The sequence below is a fragment of the Marinobacter sp. E2 genome (genome assembly GCF_055755345.1).
Genome location: NZ_CM146911.1, coordinates 791,326 through 809,980 on the forward strand (window position 1 = coordinate 791,326; position 18,655 = coordinate 809,980).

11 protein-coding genes, 2 tRNA genes and 3 rRNA genes are annotated in these 18,655 nt (G+C 57.4%); 15 read left to right on the forward strand and 1 reads right to left on the reverse strand.

Going from position 1 to position 18,655, the window contains the following annotated elements:
* Positions 1-137 precede the first annotated feature (137 nt).
* Positions 138-2,714 carry an ATP-dependent chaperone ClpB gene (gene clpB, locus AC0J1C_RS03565; RefSeq protein WP_473045647.1) on the forward strand — a complete coding sequence of 859 codons (2,577 nt, stop codon included), beginning with the start codon at positions 138-140 and terminating at the stop codon, positions 2,712-2,714.
* Positions 2,715-2,823: 109 nt separating this feature from the next.
* Here clpB and AC0J1C_RS03570 read toward each other — a convergent pair whose 3' ends face one another.
* A complete protein-coding gene (locus AC0J1C_RS03570; RefSeq protein ID WP_473045649.1) occupies positions 2,824-3,285 on the reverse strand; it encodes a DUF4124 domain-containing protein in 462 nt (153 codons plus the stop codon).
* A 523-nt stretch (positions 3,286-3,808) separates the two neighbouring features.
* On the opposite strand from AC0J1C_RS03570, the gene AC0J1C_RS03575 reads away from it, so the two are divergent.
* From AC0J1C_RS03575 to rimI, 14 genes are all read left to right on the forward strand, one after another.
* A complete protein-coding gene (locus AC0J1C_RS03575; protein WP_473045650.1) occupies positions 3,809-5,527 on the forward strand; it encodes an acetolactate synthase 3 large subunit in 1,719 nt (572 codons plus the stop codon).
* Between the two features lie 2 nt (positions 5,528-5,529).
* Entirely contained in the window at positions 5,530-6,021 is a 492-nt protein-coding gene (gene ilvN / locus AC0J1C_RS03580; RefSeq protein ID WP_070970156.1) for an acetolactate synthase small subunit, read from the forward strand.
* 21 nt (positions 6,022-6,042) lie between these two features.
* Positions 6,043-7,101 (forward strand): ketol-acid reductoisomerase, encoded by a 1,059-nt coding sequence (ilvC, locus tag AC0J1C_RS03585; protein ID WP_473046495.1) that lies wholly within the window; start codon positions 6,043-6,045, stop codon positions 7,099-7,101.
* 89 nt (positions 7,102-7,190) lie between these two features.
* Positions 7,191-8,009: a CDP-diacylglycerol--serine O-phosphatidyltransferase gene (pssA, locus tag AC0J1C_RS03590; protein ID WP_473045652.1), complete on the forward strand. Its 819-nt coding sequence runs from the start codon at positions 7,191-7,193 to the stop codon at positions 8,007-8,009.
* A gap of 119 nt (positions 8,010-8,128) precedes the next feature.
* Positions 8,129-9,103 (forward strand): protein-methionine-sulfoxide reductase catalytic subunit MsrP, encoded by a 975-nt coding sequence (gene msrP, locus AC0J1C_RS03595; RefSeq protein WP_473045653.1) that lies wholly within the window; start codon positions 8,129-8,131, stop codon positions 9,101-9,103.
* Positions 9,103-9,726, forward strand: coding sequence for a protein-methionine-sulfoxide reductase heme-binding subunit MsrQ (locus AC0J1C_RS03600; RefSeq protein ID WP_473045655.1), 624 nt, complete (start codon positions 9,103-9,105; stop codon positions 9,724-9,726). Before msrP ends, AC0J1C_RS03600 begins: the two co-directional genes overlap by 1 nt.
* Before the next feature lie 418 nt (positions 9,727-10,144).
* Positions 10,145-11,684: ribosomal RNA gene (locus AC0J1C_RS03605) — 16S ribosomal RNA — on the forward strand.
* Positions 11,685-11,896: 212 nt separating this feature from the next.
* A tRNA-Ile gene (locus AC0J1C_RS03610) sits at positions 11,897-11,973 on the forward strand.
* Between the two features lie 124 nt (positions 11,974-12,097).
* Positions 12,098-12,173 (forward strand) — tRNA-Ala (locus AC0J1C_RS03615).
* Between the two features lie 308 nt (positions 12,174-12,481).
* Positions 12,482-15,374, forward strand: a 23S ribosomal RNA gene (locus AC0J1C_RS03620).
* Positions 15,375-15,480: 106 nt separating this feature from the next.
* A 5S ribosomal RNA gene (rrf, locus tag AC0J1C_RS03625) occupies positions 15,481-15,595 on the forward strand.
* The 16S, 23S and 5S rRNA genes sit together here with 2 tRNA genes alongside, the layout of an rRNA operon.
* Positions 15,596-15,717: 122 nt before the next feature.
* Positions 15,718-17,268, forward strand: coding sequence for a 2-isopropylmalate synthase (locus tag AC0J1C_RS03630; RefSeq protein WP_473045656.1), 1,551 nt, complete (start codon positions 15,718-15,720; stop codon positions 17,266-17,268).
* A gap of 31 nt (positions 17,269-17,299) precedes the next feature.
* The gene (locus AC0J1C_RS03635) at positions 17,300-18,091 is read left to right on the forward strand and encodes a 2-isopropylmalate synthase (protein ID WP_473045658.1); all 792 of its coding nucleotides are present in this window, start codon (positions 17,300-17,302) and stop codon (positions 18,089-18,091) included.
* Positions 18,091-18,576 carry a ribosomal protein S18-alanine N-acetyltransferase gene (rimI, locus tag AC0J1C_RS03640; protein WP_473045659.1) on the forward strand — a complete coding sequence of 162 codons (486 nt, stop codon included), beginning with the start codon at positions 18,091-18,093 and terminating at the stop codon, positions 18,574-18,576. The genes AC0J1C_RS03635 and rimI overlap by 1 nt, the downstream gene beginning before the upstream one ends.
* Positions 18,577-18,655 lie beyond the last annotated feature (79 nt).

An 18,655-nucleotide genomic window follows, 5' to 3' on the forward strand; every position in this document is an offset into this window, starting at 1 on the left:
GCCGTCAATTTTCTGACGAATAGCCCGGAGCCCGGCTTGAAGTCCCGCCCAGCGCCCCTACATTAATCCTCAAAGCAAACCGAATATCCGTCTGAACACCTGAACCGGAATTCGCAGAGAATTTGAGGAACGCACACATGAGAATCGACAAACTGACCAGCCGGCTGCAGACCGCCCTCGCGGACGCCCAGTCTCTGGCGGTGGGCAAAGACCACAACTTTATTGAGCCGGTGCACCTGATGCAGGCCCTGCTGGATCAGGAAAACAGCGCCATCAAACCCCTGCTCAAACAGGCCGGCGCAGAGCCCGGCCGGATTCGCCAGGCCATTGCCCGCGAGATCGAACATCTGCCCGAAGTGCAGGGTTCGGCCGGTGATGTCTCCATGTCCAACGACATGGGCCGATTGTTCAACATCGCCGACAAGCTTGCCCAGAAACGCAAAGACCAGTTTATCTCCAGCGAACTGATGCTGCTGGCGGCCCTCGAGGATCGCGGGACTCTGGGTCGCGTCCTTCGTGAGCAGGGCGTCGACAAGGCGGCCCTTGAAAAGGCCATCGACGATGTCCGCGGTGGCGAAGCCGTCAACGACGCCAGCGCCGAGGAAAACCGGCAGGCCCTCTCCAAGTACACCATTGATCTTACCGAGCGCGCCGAGGCCGGAAAACTCGACCCGGTGATCGGCCGCGACGACGAGATCCGCCGCACTATCCAGGTGCTCCAGCGCCGCCGCAAGAACAACCCGGTGCTGATCGGTGAGCCCGGCGTGGGTAAAACCGCCATTGTGGAAGGCCTGGCACAGCGCATTGTGAATGGCGAAGTGCCGGACGGCCTGAAGGATAAAAAAGTCCTGTCGCTGGACATGGGCGCGCTGATCGCCGGTGCCAAGTTCCGTGGTGAGTTCGAGGAGCGCCTCAAAGCTGTGCTCAACGAGCTGGCGAAACAGGAAGGGCAGATCATCCTGTTCATCGACGAGATTCACACCATGGTCGGCGCCGGCAAGGCCGAAGGTTCCATGGACGCGGGCAACATGCTCAAGCCGGCCCTGGCCCGGGGTGAGCTGCACTGCGTGGGTGCCACCACCCTGGATGAATACCGAGAGAACATCGAAAAGGATGCCGCCCTTGAGCGCCGCTTCCAGAAGGTACTGGTGAGTGAGCCCAACGAGGAAGACACCATTGCCATCCTGCGTGGTCTGAAAGAGCGCTACGAGGTGCACCACGGTGTCGAAGTGACTGACGGCGCCATTATTGCTGCCGCCAAGTTGTCGCACCGGTACATCACCGACCGACAGCTGCCGGACAAGGCCATTGATCTGGTGGACGAGGCCGCCTCGCAGATCCGGATGGAAATGGACTCCAAGCCGGAAGCGCTCGATCGCCTGGAGCGCCGGTTGATCCAGCTGAAAATCGAGCGCGAGGCGCTCAAGAAAGAAACCGATGCGGCCTCCAAGAAGCGCCTGTCTGAGCTGTCGGATGTGATCTCGGGCGTCGAGCGCGAGTACGCCGATCTGGAAGAAGTCTGGAATACTGAGAAAGCCGCCCTGCACGGCTCCCAGAAGATCAAGAGCCGCCTGGAGCAGGCCCGGATTGATCTGGAGAATGCCCGTCGCGCCGGTGATCTGGGCAAGATGTCCGAGCTGCAGTATGGCCAGATTCCGGAGCTGGAACGCCAGCTGGATATGGCCAGCCAGGCGGAAATGATGGAAATGAAGCTGCTGCGCAACCGGGTCACCGACGAGGAGATCGCCGAGATTGTCTCCAAGTGGACCGGCATCCCGGTCTCCAAGATGCTGGAAGGTGAGCGGGACAAGCTGATGCGCATGGAAGAAGCCCTGCACGACCGGGTGATCGGCCAGGACGAAGCGGTGGAAGCCGTCTCGAACGCCGTTCGCCGCTCCCGGGCAGGGCTGTCGGACCCCAATCGTCCGAACGGTTCGTTCCTGTTTCTTGGCCCCACCGGGGTGGGCAAGACCGAGCTGTGCAAGGCGCTGGCATCGTTTCTCTTCGACACCGACGAAGCCATGGTGCGCATCGACATGTCCGAGTTCATGGAGAAACATTCGGTCGCTCGCCTGATCGGTGCACCTCCCGGCTATGTGGGCTATGAGGAAGGTGGCTACCTGACCGAAGCCGTTCGTCGCCGGCCTTACTCCGTGCTGCTGCTGGACGAGGTGGAAAAGGCGCACCCGGATGTGTTCAACATCCTCCTGCAAGTGCTCGAGGACGGACGCCTGACGGACGGCCAGGGCCGTACCGTGGACTTCCGCAACACGGTAATTGTGATGACCTCGAACCTCGGGTCCGACATCATCCAGCAGAAAGCGGGCGAGGAGAACTACGAGTCCATGAAGAACGCGGTTATGGAGGTGGTCGGCACCCACTTCCGCCCGGAGTTCATCAACCGCGTGGACGAGGTGGTGGTGTTCCATCCGCTGGCCGAGAACCAGATCCAGGGTATTGCGCGTATCCAGATCGAATCTCTCAGCAAGCGCCTGAAGGATCAGGACATGAAGCTGGAGCTGGACGAAGCAGCCATGGAGTTGCTGGCGGAAGTCGGCTACGACCCGGTTTATGGCGCGCGGCCCCTGAAGAGAGCCATTCAGCGGATGATCGAGAACCCGCTGGCCCAGCGACTGCTTCAGGGTGAGTTTGTGCCGGGGGATGTAATTCGCGGCACCGTGGAGGATCACAAGCTGGTGTTTAACAAGGCCTGAGCCTGATCAGGGGTTATCCCCGCCGAGTGCCCCGGTGATCGGGGCAGAAACAGAAAAGGAGTCAGACGGATCGCTTCCGCTGACTCCTTTTTTTGAGCGGTCTGGTTGATTACTCTTCCGCCGGCCCGCAATTTTCGGCAGCAATTTCCTCGAACTGCGCGCGCTTTTCGGCAATTTCCTCGGGTGAGAGGTAACGCTGCTCGCCGTTCTCCTCGACCCGGATCCGAGCGTTGCTGGCGATGATGTCCAGGTTGGATCGCGCGGTGGCGCAGTTGGCTTCACGCTGCTTGCGGCGAGCCTCTTCCGCCGCTGTTTCCTTGCGCTGCTCTTCGGCGGCGGCCTGGCGCTCTTCCATATTCTCCATCCGCTCCTGTGGGCTCGGCCGGTTGCCAGAGGCTGCGGAAGAGGTACCGGAACGGACATTCACCTGCTCGGCCTTGGAGCCGACAGGTTGTCTGTCACCGAAGTGGGTAACGCCGTTTTCATCGGTCCACTTGTAAACAGAGGCGCTCATGGCAAGGCCGGGCAGGGCGGCCAGCAAAAGGGTCAGCGTCAGGGTTTTTCGGTTCATGGCTCTACTCGCGTGTGTTTACTGCTCCCGGGCAGGTGGACAACCTGAAACTTCCGGGCCCGTTCTCTTTATTCATTAGCTGGAACCTATGATGCCACCAGCGTCCTGATTTTTCTTCCATCTGGTTCAAATCTTTATGCCTGAGCCGCGCTCTGTGTAGGCGACCTTTGGCCAGTATAGGCACAGAAACCGGCAGCGGCTATTGACAGGGAGTTTCGCGCTGTCAGAATTACCGATTGCCTGAAGACTGGGGTCAATACGGCAGGCAATCCCGAGCGAGTATCCCCCATCAATGACCACACTGAACGTGCCGCGCATTCGTCGCGGGATGGTTGTTGCTTACGTGCAACCCGTTGATTGGCCGTTCTCCGCAACCCTCAGGAGGGCGGCTGGCCAGGAGACAACCTCTTATCAAGGTGTGGAGGAGCAGCCGGTTCCGCTTTCACAAGAAGCATGGACACCGTGAATCCAGGCAACCGGGAGTGTTCCCGGCTCATTCACTCGTAGAAGAGGGTAGAAAATCGTGGAGTTATTGTCTGGCGCCGATATGCTGATCCGGTCCCTTCAGGATGAAGGTATCGAGTACATATACGGCTATCCGGGTGGTGCAGCCCTTCATATTTATGATGCGCTGTTCAGGCAGGACAAAGTCAAGCACATTCTGGTTCGGCACGAGCAGGCAGCGGTCCACATGGCCGACGGCTATGCCCGCGCAACCGGAAAACCAGGTACCGTACTGGTGACCTCGGGTCCTGGAGCCACCAACACCATCACCGGCATCGCCACCGCATTCATGGATTCCATCCCCATGGTGGTGTTGTGCGGTCAGGTTGCGTCTACGCTGATTGGCGAGGATGCCTTCCAGGAAACCGACATGATGGGCGTCTCCCGTCCGGTCGTTAAGCACAACCTGAGTGTGCGTCACCCGGAAGAAATTCCGGAGATCATTCGCAAGGCCTACTACATTGCTTCCACCGGTCGCCCCGGTCCGGTTGTTGTCGATATTCCCAAGGATATGACAACGCCCAACGAGCGCTATGAGTACGCCTACCCCAAGAAGGTCAAGCTGCGCTCCTACAACCCGGCCATTCGCGGCCATGCCGGTCAGATCAAAAAAGCCGTCGACATGTTGCTGGCGGCCAAGCGGCCGATCATCTACGCCGGTGGTGGCGTCATCCTTGGCAAGGCCTCGGATCAACTGACCGAACTGGTGCGCATGCTGGGTTATCCGATCACCAATACCCTGATGGGCATTGGCTGTTACCCGGCAAGCGACAAGCAGCATCTGGGCTGGCTGGGTATGCATGGAACTTATGAAGCCAACATGGCCATGCACCACTCGGATCTGATCCTGGCGGTTGGCGCCCGGTTTGACGACCGCGTGACCAATGCCACCGAGAAGTTCTGCCCGGGCGCGCGCATCATCCACATTGATATCGATCCGGCCTCGATTTCCAAGACCGTGGATGCCGACGTTCCCATCGTGGGCCCCGTGGAAGCGGTGCTCAAGGAAATGCTGTCGCTGGTCAAGGAAGCCAAAGAAAAGCCGGACGCGGATGCGATTGCCTCCTGGTGGAAGCAGATTGACGAGTGGCGCGCGTTCCACGGCATGCGGTACGAGACCAGCCCGGACGTGATCAAGCCCCAGGAAGTCATCGAAATGCTCTGCCGGCTGACCAACGGTGAGGCCTTCGTAACATCGGACGTGGGGCAGCACCAGATGTTCGCGGCCCAGTACTACAAGTTCGACAAGCCCAATCGCTGGATTAACTCCGGTGGCCTGGGCACCATGGGCTTCGGCCTGCCCGCGGCCATGGGCGTCAAACTGACGCATCCGGATGATGAGGTGCTCTGCATTACCGGCGAAGGCAGTATCCAGATGAACATCCAGGAGCTGTCCACCTGCAAGCAGTACAACCTGCCGGTGAAGATCATCAACCTGAACAACCAGGCGCTGGGTATGGTCAAGCAGTGGCAGGACATGAACTACGAGTCTCGCCACGCCGAGTCCTACATGGAATCCCTGCCGGACTTCATCAAACTGGCGGAAGCCTACGGCCATAAAGGCGTCCGGATCGAGAAGAAAGAAGATCTGGAGACCAAGCTCAAGGAAGTGTTGGCGATGAAAGACGATCTGGTGTTCGTGGATATCTACGTGGACCGGTTCGAGCACGTCTATCCGATGCAGGTGGCCCGTGGTTCCATGAAAGACATGTGGCTCAGCAAAACGGAGAGGGTGTGATCATGCGTCGAATCATTTCTGTTTTGCTTGAAAACGAGCCGGGTGCCCTGTCACGGGTGGTGGGGCTGTTTTCCCAGCGCAACTACAACATCGAGACGCTGACGGTGGCACCGACCGAGGACGAGACGCTGTCCCGTCTGACCGTCACCACCACCGGTTCGGACAAGGTCATCGAGCAGATCACCAAACAGCTCAACAAGCTGATTGAGGTGGTCAAGCTGGTGGACCTGACCGAAGGTTCCCACATCGAGCGGGAGCTGATGCTGGTCAAGCTCAAGGCAACGGGCTCCCAGCGTGCCGAAATCAAGCGAACGGTGGACATTTTCCGGGGCCAGATCGTGGATGTCACCAGCTCGGTCTATACCGTTCAGCTGGCTGGCGACAGCGAGAAGCTCGATGGCTTTATCCAGGCTGTGGGTACCTCCGGCGTGCTTGAGGTGGTTCGTACCGGGGTGTCCGGTATTGCCCGGGGCGAAAAGGTCCTCAGCCTTTAACGATTTCCAACAACGCAAGAAATTCATGGCTCCAGCAGCCATTACCAATTACAGAGGTCTGTCATGCAGGTTTACTACGATAAGGATTGCGATCTTTCCATCATCCAGGGCAAGAAAGTTGCCATCATCGGTTTCGGTTCCCAGGGCCACGCCCACGCGTGCAACCTTAAGGAATCCGGTGTTGACGTCACCGTGGGTCTGCGCCCCGGTTCCTCTTCCATCGCCAAGGCCGAGGCCTACGGCCTGAAGACCAGCGATGTGCCCTCTGCGGTTGCCGCTGCCGATGTGGTCATGGTTCTGACTCCGGACGAGTTCCAGGCCCAGCTGTACAAGGCCGAGATCGAGCCGAACCTGAAGCAGGGTGCCACCCTGGCCTTTGCCCACGGTTTTGCCATCCACTACAACCAGATTGTGCCGCGCAAGGATCTGGACGTGATCATGGTGGCTCCGAAGGCGCCGGGCCACACCGTTCGCACCGAGTTTGCCAACGGCGGTGGTATCCCTGACCTGATCGCTATTTTCCAGGACGCCTCTGGCAACGCCAAGAACCTGGCCCTGTCCTACGCCAGCGGAATCGGTGGCGGCCGTACCGGTATCATCGAAACCTCCTTCAAGGACGAGACTGAAACCGACCTGTTCGGTGAGCAGGCCGTTCTGTGTGGCGGTACCGTTGAACTGGTCAAGGCTGGTTTCGAGACTCTGGTCGAGGCCGGTTATGCCCCTGAAATGGCGTACTTCGAGTGTCTGCACGAGCTGAAGCTGATCGTCGACCTGATGTACGAGGGCGGCATCGCCAACATGAACTACTCCATCTCCAACAACGCGGAGTACGGTGAGTATGTGACTGGCCCTGAGATCATCAACGAGCAGTCCCGCGAGGCCATGCGCAATGCACTGAAGCGCATCCAGAGCGGCGAATACGCCAAGATGTTCATCTCCGAGGGTGCGTTGAACTATCCGTCCATGACCGCACGTCGTCGCCAGAATGCGGCTCACCAGATCGAAGTTGTCGGTGAGAAGCTGCGTGGCATGATGCCGTGGATTTCCGCGAACAAGATCGTGGACAAGGACAAGAACTAAGCGGCTATCCGCCTGGTTTTCGAAAACGCGGCCCCGGGTGGCCGCGTTTTTCGTTATAATTCGTGGAAATTTGCTCCGGAGTTTTGGACATGACCGAACAGAAGAACACCGCGAACGGCAAGCAGGGCACCGAATACGAAGTCGAAGCGGGTGAGGTGGTTGAAGAGGAGCTGGTTGGTGGGGCGCCGGTGCGCCGGAAAGGTATTTACCTCCTGCCTAACGCGCTGACGACAGCCTCCCTGTTTTCAGGGTTTTATGCCATTGTCTCTGCCGCAAACGGCGTTTTTGATAATGCCGCCATTGCCATTTTCGTCTCCATGATCCTCGATGGTCTTGACGGTCGGGTTGCCCGAATGACCAACACCCAGAGCAAGTTTGGCGAGGAGTACGACAGCCTGGCGGACATGGTGGCCTTTGGGGTGGCCCCCGGTCTTGTTGCTTTTTTCTGGTCGTTGAATGCGTTCGACAAAGTAGGTTGGGCTGTCACGTTCATCTACGTTGCGGGCGCCGCACTGCGCCTGGCCCGCTTCAACACCCAGATAGGGTCCGTGGATAAAAAGTTCTTCGTTGGCTTGCCCAGTCCTTCGGCGGCTGCGTGTGTGGCTGGCCTGGTCTGGTGCTTCCACCAGTTCGAGCCGGCAGCCTGGCTGACGTTGTTGACTATGGTCGTAGTTGCCGGCGCCGGCGTGCTGATGGTGAGCAATATCCTGTACCGCAGTTTCAAGGATCTGGATTTGCGTGGTCGGGTACCCTTTGCCGCGATTCTGCTGGTGGTTCTGGTGTTCGTGGTGATCGCACTCGACCCCGCAACCGTACTCTTTACCGGGTTCCTGATCTACGCGTTGTCCGGCCCCATTCGTGCCCTGTTCCGCGGAAAGCCCCGGAAATCTCCCGGAACTGCCGACTGAAATCGGCTCCCGGGCACAGCGCCACCGCCACCGCCCCACGGTGGCGATAGGGCCCGGGGAATCTTTGCCCTGGTCTCCGGTCAACGCCTTACCGGCTGATGCCTGAACGGAGACTTTGCATGTTCATCAAGAAGCGCCCGAGCTGGGCCCTGTCGCACTCTGACGTCACTCCTGAATCCGTTTACCTGAACCGGCGCCAGTTCATGGCCGGAACCATCGCCGTGGCCGCCGGGCTATCCGTGCCATCTTTGGCATCGTCGGCAGCGCGCCCTGTACCTGGCGAGGCGCTGAATTATGTCGCCATGCCGGGCTTCTCCACGGACGAGGAGAAAACACCCTATGATGACGTCACCCGATACAACAATTTCTACGAATTTGGCACCGGCAAGGGCGACCCGGCCCGGTACGCCGATGAGATGTCCGTGACTCCCTGGTCGGTGGTTGTGGAAGGGGAATGCGACAAACCGGGAACCTACGCTCTGGAAGATTTGCTCAAGCCCCACGACTATCAGGAACGGATCTACCGCCTGCGCTGTGTTGAAGCCTGGTCAATGGTGATTCCGTGGGTAGGCATTCCCCTGGCCGACGTTCTCAAACAGATGCAGCCGAATTCGCGGGCCAAATACGTCTACTTTGAGACGTTGCACGATCCGGAGCAGATGCGGGGCCAGCGCTCCATGTTCAGTACCATCGACTGGCCCTATCAGGAAGGCTTGCGTATGGACGAGGCCATGAACGAGCTCAGTTTTCTGGCGGTGGGCCTCTATGGCAAGACCATGCCGAACCAGAACGGCGCTCCAATACGTCTCGTGCTGCCATGGAAGTACGGTTTCAAGAGCATCAAGTCGATCGTCAGAATCCGTTTCCAGGAAGAGCGACCCAGGACAACCTGGGAGATGATTGCGCCGCAGGAGTATGGTTTCTACGCCAATGTGAACCCGGAGGTGGATCATCCCCGGTGGAGCCAGAAGCGTGAACGCCGGCTTCCTTCCGGTCTGCTTTCACCAAACTGGATCGAAACGGTGAAGTTCAACGGCTACGGTGAGCAGGTTGCGCACCTGTACAAGGGAATGGATCTGCGGAAGTTCTACTGATGTCGACTGCTCCCGGGGCATCACGTTCCGCTGCGCTGCTTGCTTTTCGTCTTGCTGCGGCAGCTCTCGCAAGTATGCCCCTGTTCCTGGTGGTTCTCGACATCCTGAGCCAGAGTCTGGGGCCTGACCCGGGTCAGGAAGTCACCGAGGCTCTGGGTCTCGCTGCGTTGCAGCTCTTGCTGGCCACACTGTTCATGACGCCCCTTCAACGCTGGACAGGTTGGTCGGGCTGGCTGCGGATCCGTCGAATGCTTGGCCTGTTCGCGTTCTTTTACGCATTGCTGCATGTACTTGCTTTCCTGCAGTTCATTCTGGGCTGGAACGATCTCTGGGCAACCTTCACCAAGCGCCCGTACATTATCGCGGGTGCTGTGTCCTTTTTATTGCTGGTGCCGCTGGCGGCGACGTCCACCCGACGGATGATGAAAAAGCTGGGCCGACAGTGGAAACCAGTGCACAGGTCGATCTATCCGGCTGTTGTCATTGCCTGGTTGCATTTCATCTGGCAGGCGCGCAGTGATGTGGGCGAAATGGTGGTGTACGGGGTGATTGTGCTGGGTTTACTGGCATTAAGGTGGCGTTGGTTCGGTCCAGGCAGTCTGATTCCGTTCAATAGGGGCTGAACCTGGGCAAAGAATGATCGTTCTGATTGTGTTTTGATCAATGAGGTAGGTGGAAACCGAAATGGTCAGAAATTAATTCCAAAACCTCGTTGACAGTTTTTCTGGCGCCTGTAGAATGCGCACCACTTCTGAGGGACAAGCCACTTACGGCAACTTCCCGAAGATCATTAACCGTTTGAAATTATTGAAGAAACCGAGCAATCAAATTCTTCAAATAAACGGTTGACAAGGCGGCGCAACGATGTAGAATACGCGGCCTTGATTGAGCAGAGGCTCAACGCTCTTTAAAAAGTTAACCAAGTAATTCGTGTGGGCGCTGGCTGAGGTATTTCGGATATGAAATATCAGGACAGTGACTCGTCGAAATTGAGTTTTGTCTTGAGCATGATTTTGGGATCTTCGGATCTCAGTATGATTTAAACTGAAGAGTTTGATCATGGCTCAGATTGAACGCTGGCGGCAGGCTTAACACATGCAAGTCGAGCGGTAACAGGGGGTGCTTGCACCCCGCTGACGAGCGGCGGACGGGTGAGTAATGCATAGGAATCTGCCCAGTAGTGGGGGATAGCCCGGGGAAACCCGGATTAATACCGCATACGTCCTTCGGGAGAAAGCAGGGGATCTTCGGACCTTGCGCTATTGGATGAGCCTATGTCGGATTAGCTAGTTGGTGGGGTAAAGGCCTACCAAGGCGACGATCCGTAGCTGGTCTGAGAGGATGATCAGCCACATCGGGACTGAGACACGGCCCGAACTCCTACGGGAGGCAGCAGTGGGGAATATTGGACAATGGGGGCAACCCTGATCCAGCCATGCCGCGTGTGTGAAGAAGGCTTTCGGGTTGTAAAGCACTTTCAGTGAGGAGGAAAACCTTCTGGTTAATACCCATGAGGCTTGACGTTACTCACAGAAGAAGCACCGGCTAACTCCGTGCCAGCAGCCGCGGTAATACGGAGGGTGCAAGCGTTAATCGGAATTACTGGGCGTAAAGCGCGCGTAGGTGGTTTGATAAGCGAGATGTGAAAGCCCCGGGCTTAACCTGGGAACGGCATTTCGAACTGTCAGGCTAGAGTGTGGTAGAGGGTAGTGGAATTTCCTGTGTAGCGGTGAAATGCGTAGATATAGGAAGGAACACCAGTGGCGAAGGCGGCTACCTGGACCAACACTGACACTGAGGTGCGAAAGCGTGGGGAGCAAACAGGATTAGATACCCTGGTAGTCCACGCCGTAAACGATGTCAACTAGCCGTTGGGACTCTTGAAGTCTTAGTGGCGCAGCTAACGCACTAAGTTGACCGCCTGGGGAGTACGGCCGCAAGGTTAAAACTCAAATGAATTGACGGGGGCCCGCACAAGCGGTGGAGCATGTGGTTTAATTCGACGCAACGCGAAGAACCTTACCTGGCCTTGACATGTTGGGAACTTTCCAGAGATGGATTGGTGCCTTCGGGAACCCAAACACAGGTGCTGCATGGCCGTCGTCAGCTCGTGTCGTGAGATGTTGGGTTAAGTCCCGTAACGAGCGCAACCCCTATCCCTAGTTGCTAGCAGTTCGGCTGAGAACTCTAGGGAGACTGCCGGTGACAAACCGGAGGAAGGTGGGGATGACGTCAGGTCATCATGGCCCTTACGGCCAGGGCTACACACGTGCTACAATGGCGCGCACAGAGGGCTGCAAACCCGCGAGGGGGAGCCAATCTCACAAAACGCGTCGTAGTCCGGATCGCAGTCTGCAACTCGACTGCGTGAAGTCGGAATCGCTAGTAATCGTGAATCAGAATGTCACGGTGAATACGTTCCCGGGCCTTGTACACACCGCCCGTCACACCATGGGAGTGGATTGCACCAGAAGTGGTTAGTCTAACCTTCGGGAGGACGATCACCACGGTGTGGTTCATGACTGGGGTGAAGTCGTAACAAGGTAGCCGTAGGGGAACCTGCGGCTGGATCACCTCCTTAAACGAAGCCGAATGCTTCGGTCAGAGTCCACACGAATTACTTGGTTGGCTAATAAAGAGAGCAAAGGGTCTACACGACCCATAGCATTAGCGCGCCGAGATTGTTTTGGCTGGCAAGGCGCAGGTTGAGTGAAAGAGGGAGCGTACATGAGTACGTGACCGATTGAGCGAGAGCTGCAACGCAGTCCAGGCGAAACAAGATCAAGCGATAATGGGTCTGTAGCTCAGGTGGTTAGAGCGCACCCCTGATAAGGGTGAGGTCGGTGGTTCAAGTCCACCCAGACCCACCAGAATTGCGTGGCTCGTCGTTGCTTCGCCGCTCACTTGCTACTCGCACGCTACGCGACAAAGCGCCTAGATCCACACAATTCTAAGTTTGACCGAATGCGGTCGGGCTTGTGTGGTCGGTATCGAGGGGCCATAGCTCAGCTGGGAGAGCGCCTGCCTTGCACGCAGGAGGTCGGCGGTTCGATCCCGCCTGGCTCCACCAAAACTTACTGACTGACTCCGGTTAGCAGTGTGCAGAAACAAGTGTTTCAACGTGATGACGTTCGAAGCCCTTCTTTCTGATCACTGGGTCAGATTTGCTCTTTAACAAATTGGACGAGATAGAAGGAATATTCTTCTCTCATTATCTCCGAGAGAAGATGTTCAAAGTGATAGCGATTTCAAGCGTTATCCGGTGTTGTCGTTGAAGTGGTTGTTGTATGACTTCAGTCGGCTGTCTCGAATGTACCTCGGAGTCAGGCTTGCCTGGTGATGAGTGTGAGTTCGTGATCAGTTGTCTTGGGGTTATATAGTCAAGCAACTAAGCGCATACGGTGGATGCCTTGGCAGTCAGAGGCGATGAAAGACGTGGAAGCCTGCGATAAGGTTCGGGGAGCTGGCAAACGAGCTGTGATCCGGACATCTCTGAATGGGGAAACCCACCGACTTTCGGGTCGGTATCTTGCACTGAATACATAGGTGTAAGAGGCGAACCGGGGGAACTGAAACATCTAAGTACCCCGAGGAAAAGAAATCAACCGAGATTCCCTCAGTAGCGGCGAGCGAACGGGGACCAGCCCTTAAGCTGAACAACTGGTAGGAGAAGGCTCTGGAAAGTGCCGCCATAGTGGGTGATAGCCCCGTATCCGAAACCTGAGTTCAGTGAAATCGAGTAGGACGGGACACGTGGTATCCTGTCTGAACATGGGGGGACCATCCTCCAAGGCTAAATACTCCTGACTGACCGATAGTGAACCAGTACCGTGAGGGAAAGGCGAAAAGAACCCCTGTGAGGGGAGTGAAATAGACCCTGAAACCGTATGCGTACAAGCAGTCGGAGCAGACTTGTTCTGTGACGGCGTACCTTTTGTATAATGGGTCAGCGACTTATGTTCAGTGGCGAGGTTAACCGTTTAGGGGAGCCGTAGGGAAACCGAGTCTGAATAGGGCGAATTAGTCGCTGGGCATAGACCCGAAACCGGGCGATCTATCCATGAGCAGGTTGAAGGTGCCGTAACAGGCACTGGAGGACCGAACCCACTGTCGTTGAAAAGCCAGGGGATGACTTGTGGATCGGAGTGAAAGGCTAATCAAGCCCGGAGATAGCTGGTTCTCCCCGAAAGCTATTTAGGTAGCGCCTCGGACGAATACCACAGGGGGTAGAGCACTGTTTCGGCTAGGGGGTCATCCCGACTTACCAACCCGATGCAAACTCCGAATACCTGTGAGTACTATCCGGGAGACACACGGCGGGTGCTAACGTCCGTCGTGAAGAGGGAAACAACCCAGACCGCCAGCTAAGGTCCCCAAGTACCAGTTAAGTGGGAAACGATGTGGGAAGGCTCAGACAGCTAGGAGGTTGGCTTAGAAGCAGCCACCCTTTAAAGAAAGCGTAATAGCTCACTAGTCGAGTCGGCCTGCGCGGAAGATGTAACGGGGCTCAAACTGGTCACCGAAGCTGCGGCTGCATACTTTGTATGCGGGGTAGGGGAGCGTTCTGTAAGCCTGCGAAGGTGTGTTGTAAAGCATGCTGGAGGTATCAGAAGTGCGAATGCTGACATGAGTAACGACAATGCGGGTGAAAAACCCGCACGCCGGAAGACCAAGGGTTCCTGCGCAACGCTAATCGGCGCAGGGTGAGTCGGCCCCTAAGGCGAGACCGAAAGGTGTAGTCGATGGGAAACGGGTTAATATTCCCGTACCTTGGATAGCTGCGATGGAGAGACGGAGAAGGCTAGGTGAGCCGGGCGACGGTTGTCCCGGTTTAAGCATGTAGGGAGTGGACTTAGGCAAATCCGGGTCCACAATCCCGAGACGCGACGACGACTGCCCATTGGGCGGGAAGTCATTGATGCCCTGCTTCCAGGAAAATCTTCTAAGCTTCAGGCTATTCGAGACCGTACCCCAAACCGACACAGGTGGTCAGGTAGAGAATACCAAGGCGCTTGAGAGAACTCGGGTAAAGGAACTAGGCAAAATGGTGCCGTAACTTCGGGAGAAGGCACGCTGGTTGTATGTGACGCCCCTCGCGGGTTGAGCAGAAGCCAGTCGAAGATACCAGGCCCCTGCGACTGTTTATTAAAAACACAGCACTGTGCAAACACGAAAGTGGACGTATACGGTGTGACGCCTGCCCGGTGCCGGAAGGTTAATTGATGGGGTTAGCACTCGTGCGAAGCTCTTGATCGAAGCCCCGGTAAACGGCGGCCGTAACTATAACGGTCCTAAGGTAGCGAAATTCCTTGTCGGGTAAGTTCCGACCTGCACGAATGGCGTAACGATGGGGGCGCTGTCTCTACCCGAGACTCAGTGAAATTGAAATCGCCGTGAAGATGCGGTGTATCCGCGGCTAGACGGAAAGACCCCGTGAACCTTTACTATAGCTTCACAGTGAACTTTGAGCATGTTTGTGTAGGATAGCTGGGAGGCTTTGAAGCGGGAACGCCAGTTCTCGTGGAGCCAACCTTGAAATACCAGCCTGACATGTTTGAGGTTCTAACTTCGTCCCCTGATCGGGGATAAGGACACTGTGTGGTGGGTAGTTTGACTGGGGCGGTCTCCTCCCAAAGCGTAACGGAGGAGCACAAAGGTGGGCTAAGCACGGTCGGACATCGTGCGGTTAGTGTAATGGCACAAGCCCGCTTGACTGCGAGACAGACACGTCGAGCAGGTACGAAAGTAGGTCATAGTGATCCGGTGGTTCTGTATGGAAGGGCCATCGCTCAACGGATAAAAGGTACTCCGGGGATAACAGGCTGATACCGCCCAAGAGTTCACATCGACGGCGGTGTTTGGCACCTCGATGTCGGCTCATCACATCCTGGGGCTGAAGCCGGTCCCAAGGGTATGGCTGTTCGCCATTTAAAGTGGTACGCGAGCTGGGTTTAGAACGTCGTGAGACAGTTCGGTCCCTATCTGCCGTGGACGTTGGAGATTTGAGGAAAGCTGCTCCTAGTACGAGAGGACCGGAGTGGACGAACCTCTGGTGTTCGGGTTGTCACGCCAGTGGCATTGCCCGGTAGCTATGTTCGGACAGGATAACCGCTGAAAGCATCTAAGCGGGAAGCCCCTTCCAAGATGAGATCTCCCCGGGCCCTCGAGGCCCCTGAAGAGCCGTTCAAGACCAGGACGTTGATAGGCCGGGTGTGTAAGCGCTGCGAGGCGTTGAGCTAACCGGTACTAATTGCTCGTGCGGCTTGACTATATAACACCCAAGACAATTGCGGATAACGCAACAGCGACGCAAAGCCTCGCTCAAACGAAATCAATATCACACTCTATCCCGTCCCCCCCAGTGATCAACCGTTTTGCCTGACGACCATAGCGGTCTGGAACCACCTGATCCCATCCCGAACTCAGAAGTGAAACAGACCAGCGCCGATGGTAGTGTGGCGTTGCCCATGTGAGAGTAGGTCATCGTCAGGCTCCTAATGCCAAAACCCCAGCATCCTTGATGCTGGGGTTTTTTATTGGCCGGATAAAAGTTCCCGCGTTCGCGGTGATATACTCTTTCCACTACAATCCCAATCCCCCAATGGAGCCTGACAATGCCTGCGACCGACCATCTGGTAATTTTCGATACAACGCTCCGTGATGGCGAGCAGAGCCCCGGGGCGACCATGAACAAGGCCGAGAAACTCCGCATCGCCAAGGCCCTTGAGAAGCTTCGGGTGGATGTGATCGAGGCGGGATTCGCGATTGCCAGTCAGGGCGACTTTGAGGCGGTAAAAGCCATCGCCGAGTCGATTAAGGAATCCACGGTCTGCAGCCTCGCCCGCGCGCTGGATAATGACATTGACCGCGCAGCGGAGGCTATTCGGCCAGCGGCGCAAGGGCGCATCCATACGTTTATCGCAACCTCTCCTATCCACATGAAGCACAAGCTGCAAATGCAGCCGGATGAAGTGGTCGAACAGGCGGTTCGGGCCGTGAAGCGTGCTCGCAGCCATGTAGACGACGTGGAGTTCTCCTGTGAGGACGCCGGCCGTTCAGAGCTGGATTTTCTCTGCCGGATCATTGAGGCGGCGATCGACGCCGGCGCCCGCACCATCAATATTCCGGACACGGTGGGCTACGCCATTCCCGAGCAGTTTGGCGAGACCATCCACCAGTTGCTCAACCGGATTCCAAATGCCGACAAGGCGATCTTCTCGGTGCATTGCCACAATGACCTGGGCCTTGCCGTGGCTAACTCCCTGGCTGCCGTGTCCATGGGTGCCCGTCAGGTAGAGTGCACCATCAATGGTCTGGGCGAGCGTGCCGGCAACGCGGCGCTTGAGGAGATTGTGATGGCTGTGCGCACCCGCCAGGATCTGTTCAATATCGATACCCGGATAGATACCCAGCACATCGTGCCGGCTTCGCGGCTGGTGTCGACAATTACCGGCTTTCCGGTTCAGCCCAACAAGGCCATTGTCGGGGCGAACGCCTTTGCCCACGAATCGGGCATCCATCAGGATGGCGTCCTCAAACACAGGGAAACCTACGAAATCATGCGGGCCCAGGACGTGGGCTGGCACACGAACAGCCTGGTACTGGGCAAACATTCCGGTCGCAACGCGTTCCGGACCCGGCTGCTCGAACTCGGTATTCAGTTTGAAACGGAAACCGAGTTGAACGAAGCCTTTACCCGTTTCAAAGCGCTGGCCGATCTCAAGCATGAGATTTTCGATGAGGATCTCCAGGCCATTGCCAGCGATACCCGGCAGAAAGAGGAAGAAGGCCGGTACGGACTGGTTTGCATGCAGGTTTGTTCTGAAACCGGTGTGGTGCCAAAAGCCAACCTTACCCTCACGGTCGATGGCAAGGAGCACCAGGTGGAGGCGGAGGGCAGTGGCCCGGTGGATGCCACCTTCAAGGCCATTGAGTCCCTGGTGGATTCCGGTTGTAACCTGCAGTTGTATTCGGTCAACAACATCACCAGCGGCACGGATGCCCAGGGCGAAGTCACGGTGAGGCTTGAGCGCGGTGGCCGGATTGTGAACGGCGTCGGGGCCGACACTGACATTATCATCGCTTCCGCAAAGGCTTACATTGAAGCGCTCAATCTGATCAGCCGGGGTGGCGTTCGGCAGCATCCGCAGGTGGCGGATGTCTGACGCAGGCAACCAACAGAGACAGGCATCCTGAATGATTCGAACCGAAACCGAGCGGCAGTTTTACCTGGGCACCGCGGGCATTCGCCTGTGGTACGCCCGCAGGCCGTTACTTGGTGCGGCCCCGAGCCCTGATTTCGAGTTCCTCCCGGAGCCGCCCCGTGGCGACCAGGTGACACCGGGACCGGTTGCATCCCCCGGTATGAAACCCGGAGCGGCCAGGAAATCGTCACCGTCACAAGCAAAGGCGAGAGACGGCGGAGCGCGCATTGCCGACCTTCAGGCCCTCATGGAAGGCCAGCCCGTCGCCCGCAAAGGGCTGGAGCAGGAGCCAGCGGCTACCACCCCTGGATCGGAGGCCGCAAGGGAGTCAGACAGTGAGAAATCAGATCAGCCCGTCTCCGGATCGGCCGAGGTCATCGACATCAGAATCTGGGCTGGCAACCGGGTGGCGTTGATTGCCGACTTTTCTTCCGACGCCAGCCAGCGGCTTCAGGAAGACCTGGCCGCCAACATTCTGGCCAGCGTTGGAGAGCAACGGCCCCGTGACCTGGGGCGGATCGGCTGGCCAATCTTCAACAATCTGCGAGTTCTGGCCAGGACTGGCAGTGACGTGCAGGAGGTCCTCCGCAGCCTGGTGGCTGGAATCAATGAGCATGAGATCATGGTGCTCAGGAGTGCGTCAAAGGGCAATAGTGACTGGGTTGCAGAAGCCCTTGGGCGGTCGCCGGCGGTGAACTTTTCCTATTCACTGGCTGAGCTTGCGGGTGATGCGGACCTCAAGCGGAAGCTCTGGCACCTGATCAAGCCTCTGGGCGCCGGTTGATGGCTCGTCCTGGTGTCTATCAACAGGTCCTGCTGTCCGATCTGCAATTGAGACCTCTGATAGAGGAGGACCTGCCTTCGGTTCTGGATATTGAGCGCCAGGGCTATTCCCACCCATGGAGCGAGGCCGTTTTCCTCGACTGTTTCAAGGACAGTTACCGCCTCTGGGCTGCCAGCCAGGGGGATCAGCTTGCGGGCTATGCCGTTGTTGCCTACATGGCGGGCGAGGCGCACCTGCTCAATCTCTGTGTCCATCCGCTGGCCCGGGGGCAGGGCGTAGGAGGTTACCTCCTTAAACACCTGCTTGCCACCGCCGCCCACGAAGGCATGTCGCAGCTGCTATTGGAAGTCCGGGCAAGTAACCGGCCCGCCATTGACCTGTATCGTCGGGAGGGCTTTCGCGAGATCGGGCAGCGCCCCGGATACTACCCCGCACCCGATGGCCGTGAGGATGCTCTGGTTATGGTTCGCACGCTGTCGCGGTAGCTCGCAGTCCATACGTCGGTGTTCGCGAATTCAGCCCATAGGCCCTATAATGGCGGCCTTTTTACGAACTTCAGATTCA

Excerpts from the sequence above, each read along its gene's own strand:
- clpB (WP_473045647.1), top strand. The coding sequence starts at position 138 with ATGAGAATCGACAAACTGACCAGCCGGCTGCAGACCGCCCTCGCGGAC.
- pssA (WP_473045652.1), top strand. The coding sequence starts at position 7,191 with ATGACCGAACAGAAGAACACCGCGAACGGCAAGCAGGGCACCGAATAC.
- AC0J1C_RS03635 (WP_473045658.1), top strand. The coding sequence starts at position 17,300 with ATGATTCGAACCGAAACCGAGCGGCAGTTTTACCTGGGCACCGCGGGC.
- AC0J1C_RS03600 (WP_473045655.1), top strand. The coding sequence starts at position 9,103 with ATGTCGACTGCTCCCGGGGCATCACGTTCCGCTGCGCTGCTTGCTTTT.
- rimI (WP_473045659.1), top strand. The coding sequence starts at position 18,091 with ATGGCTCGTCCTGGTGTCTATCAACAGGTCCTGCTGTCCGATCTGCAA.
- AC0J1C_RS03570 (WP_473045649.1), bottom strand. The coding sequence starts at position 3,285 with ATGAACCGAAAAACCCTGACGCTGACCCTTTTGCTGGCCGCCCTGCCC.
- msrP (WP_473045653.1), top strand. The coding sequence starts at position 8,129 with ATGTTCATCAAGAAGCGCCCGAGCTGGGCCCTGTCGCACTCTGACGTC.
- ilvN (WP_070970156.1), top strand. The coding sequence starts at position 5,530 with ATGCGTCGAATCATTTCTGTTTTGCTTGAAAACGAGCCGGGTGCCCTG.
- AC0J1C_RS03630 (WP_473045656.1), top strand. The coding sequence starts at position 15,718 with ATGCCTGCGACCGACCATCTGGTAATTTTCGATACAACGCTCCGTGAT.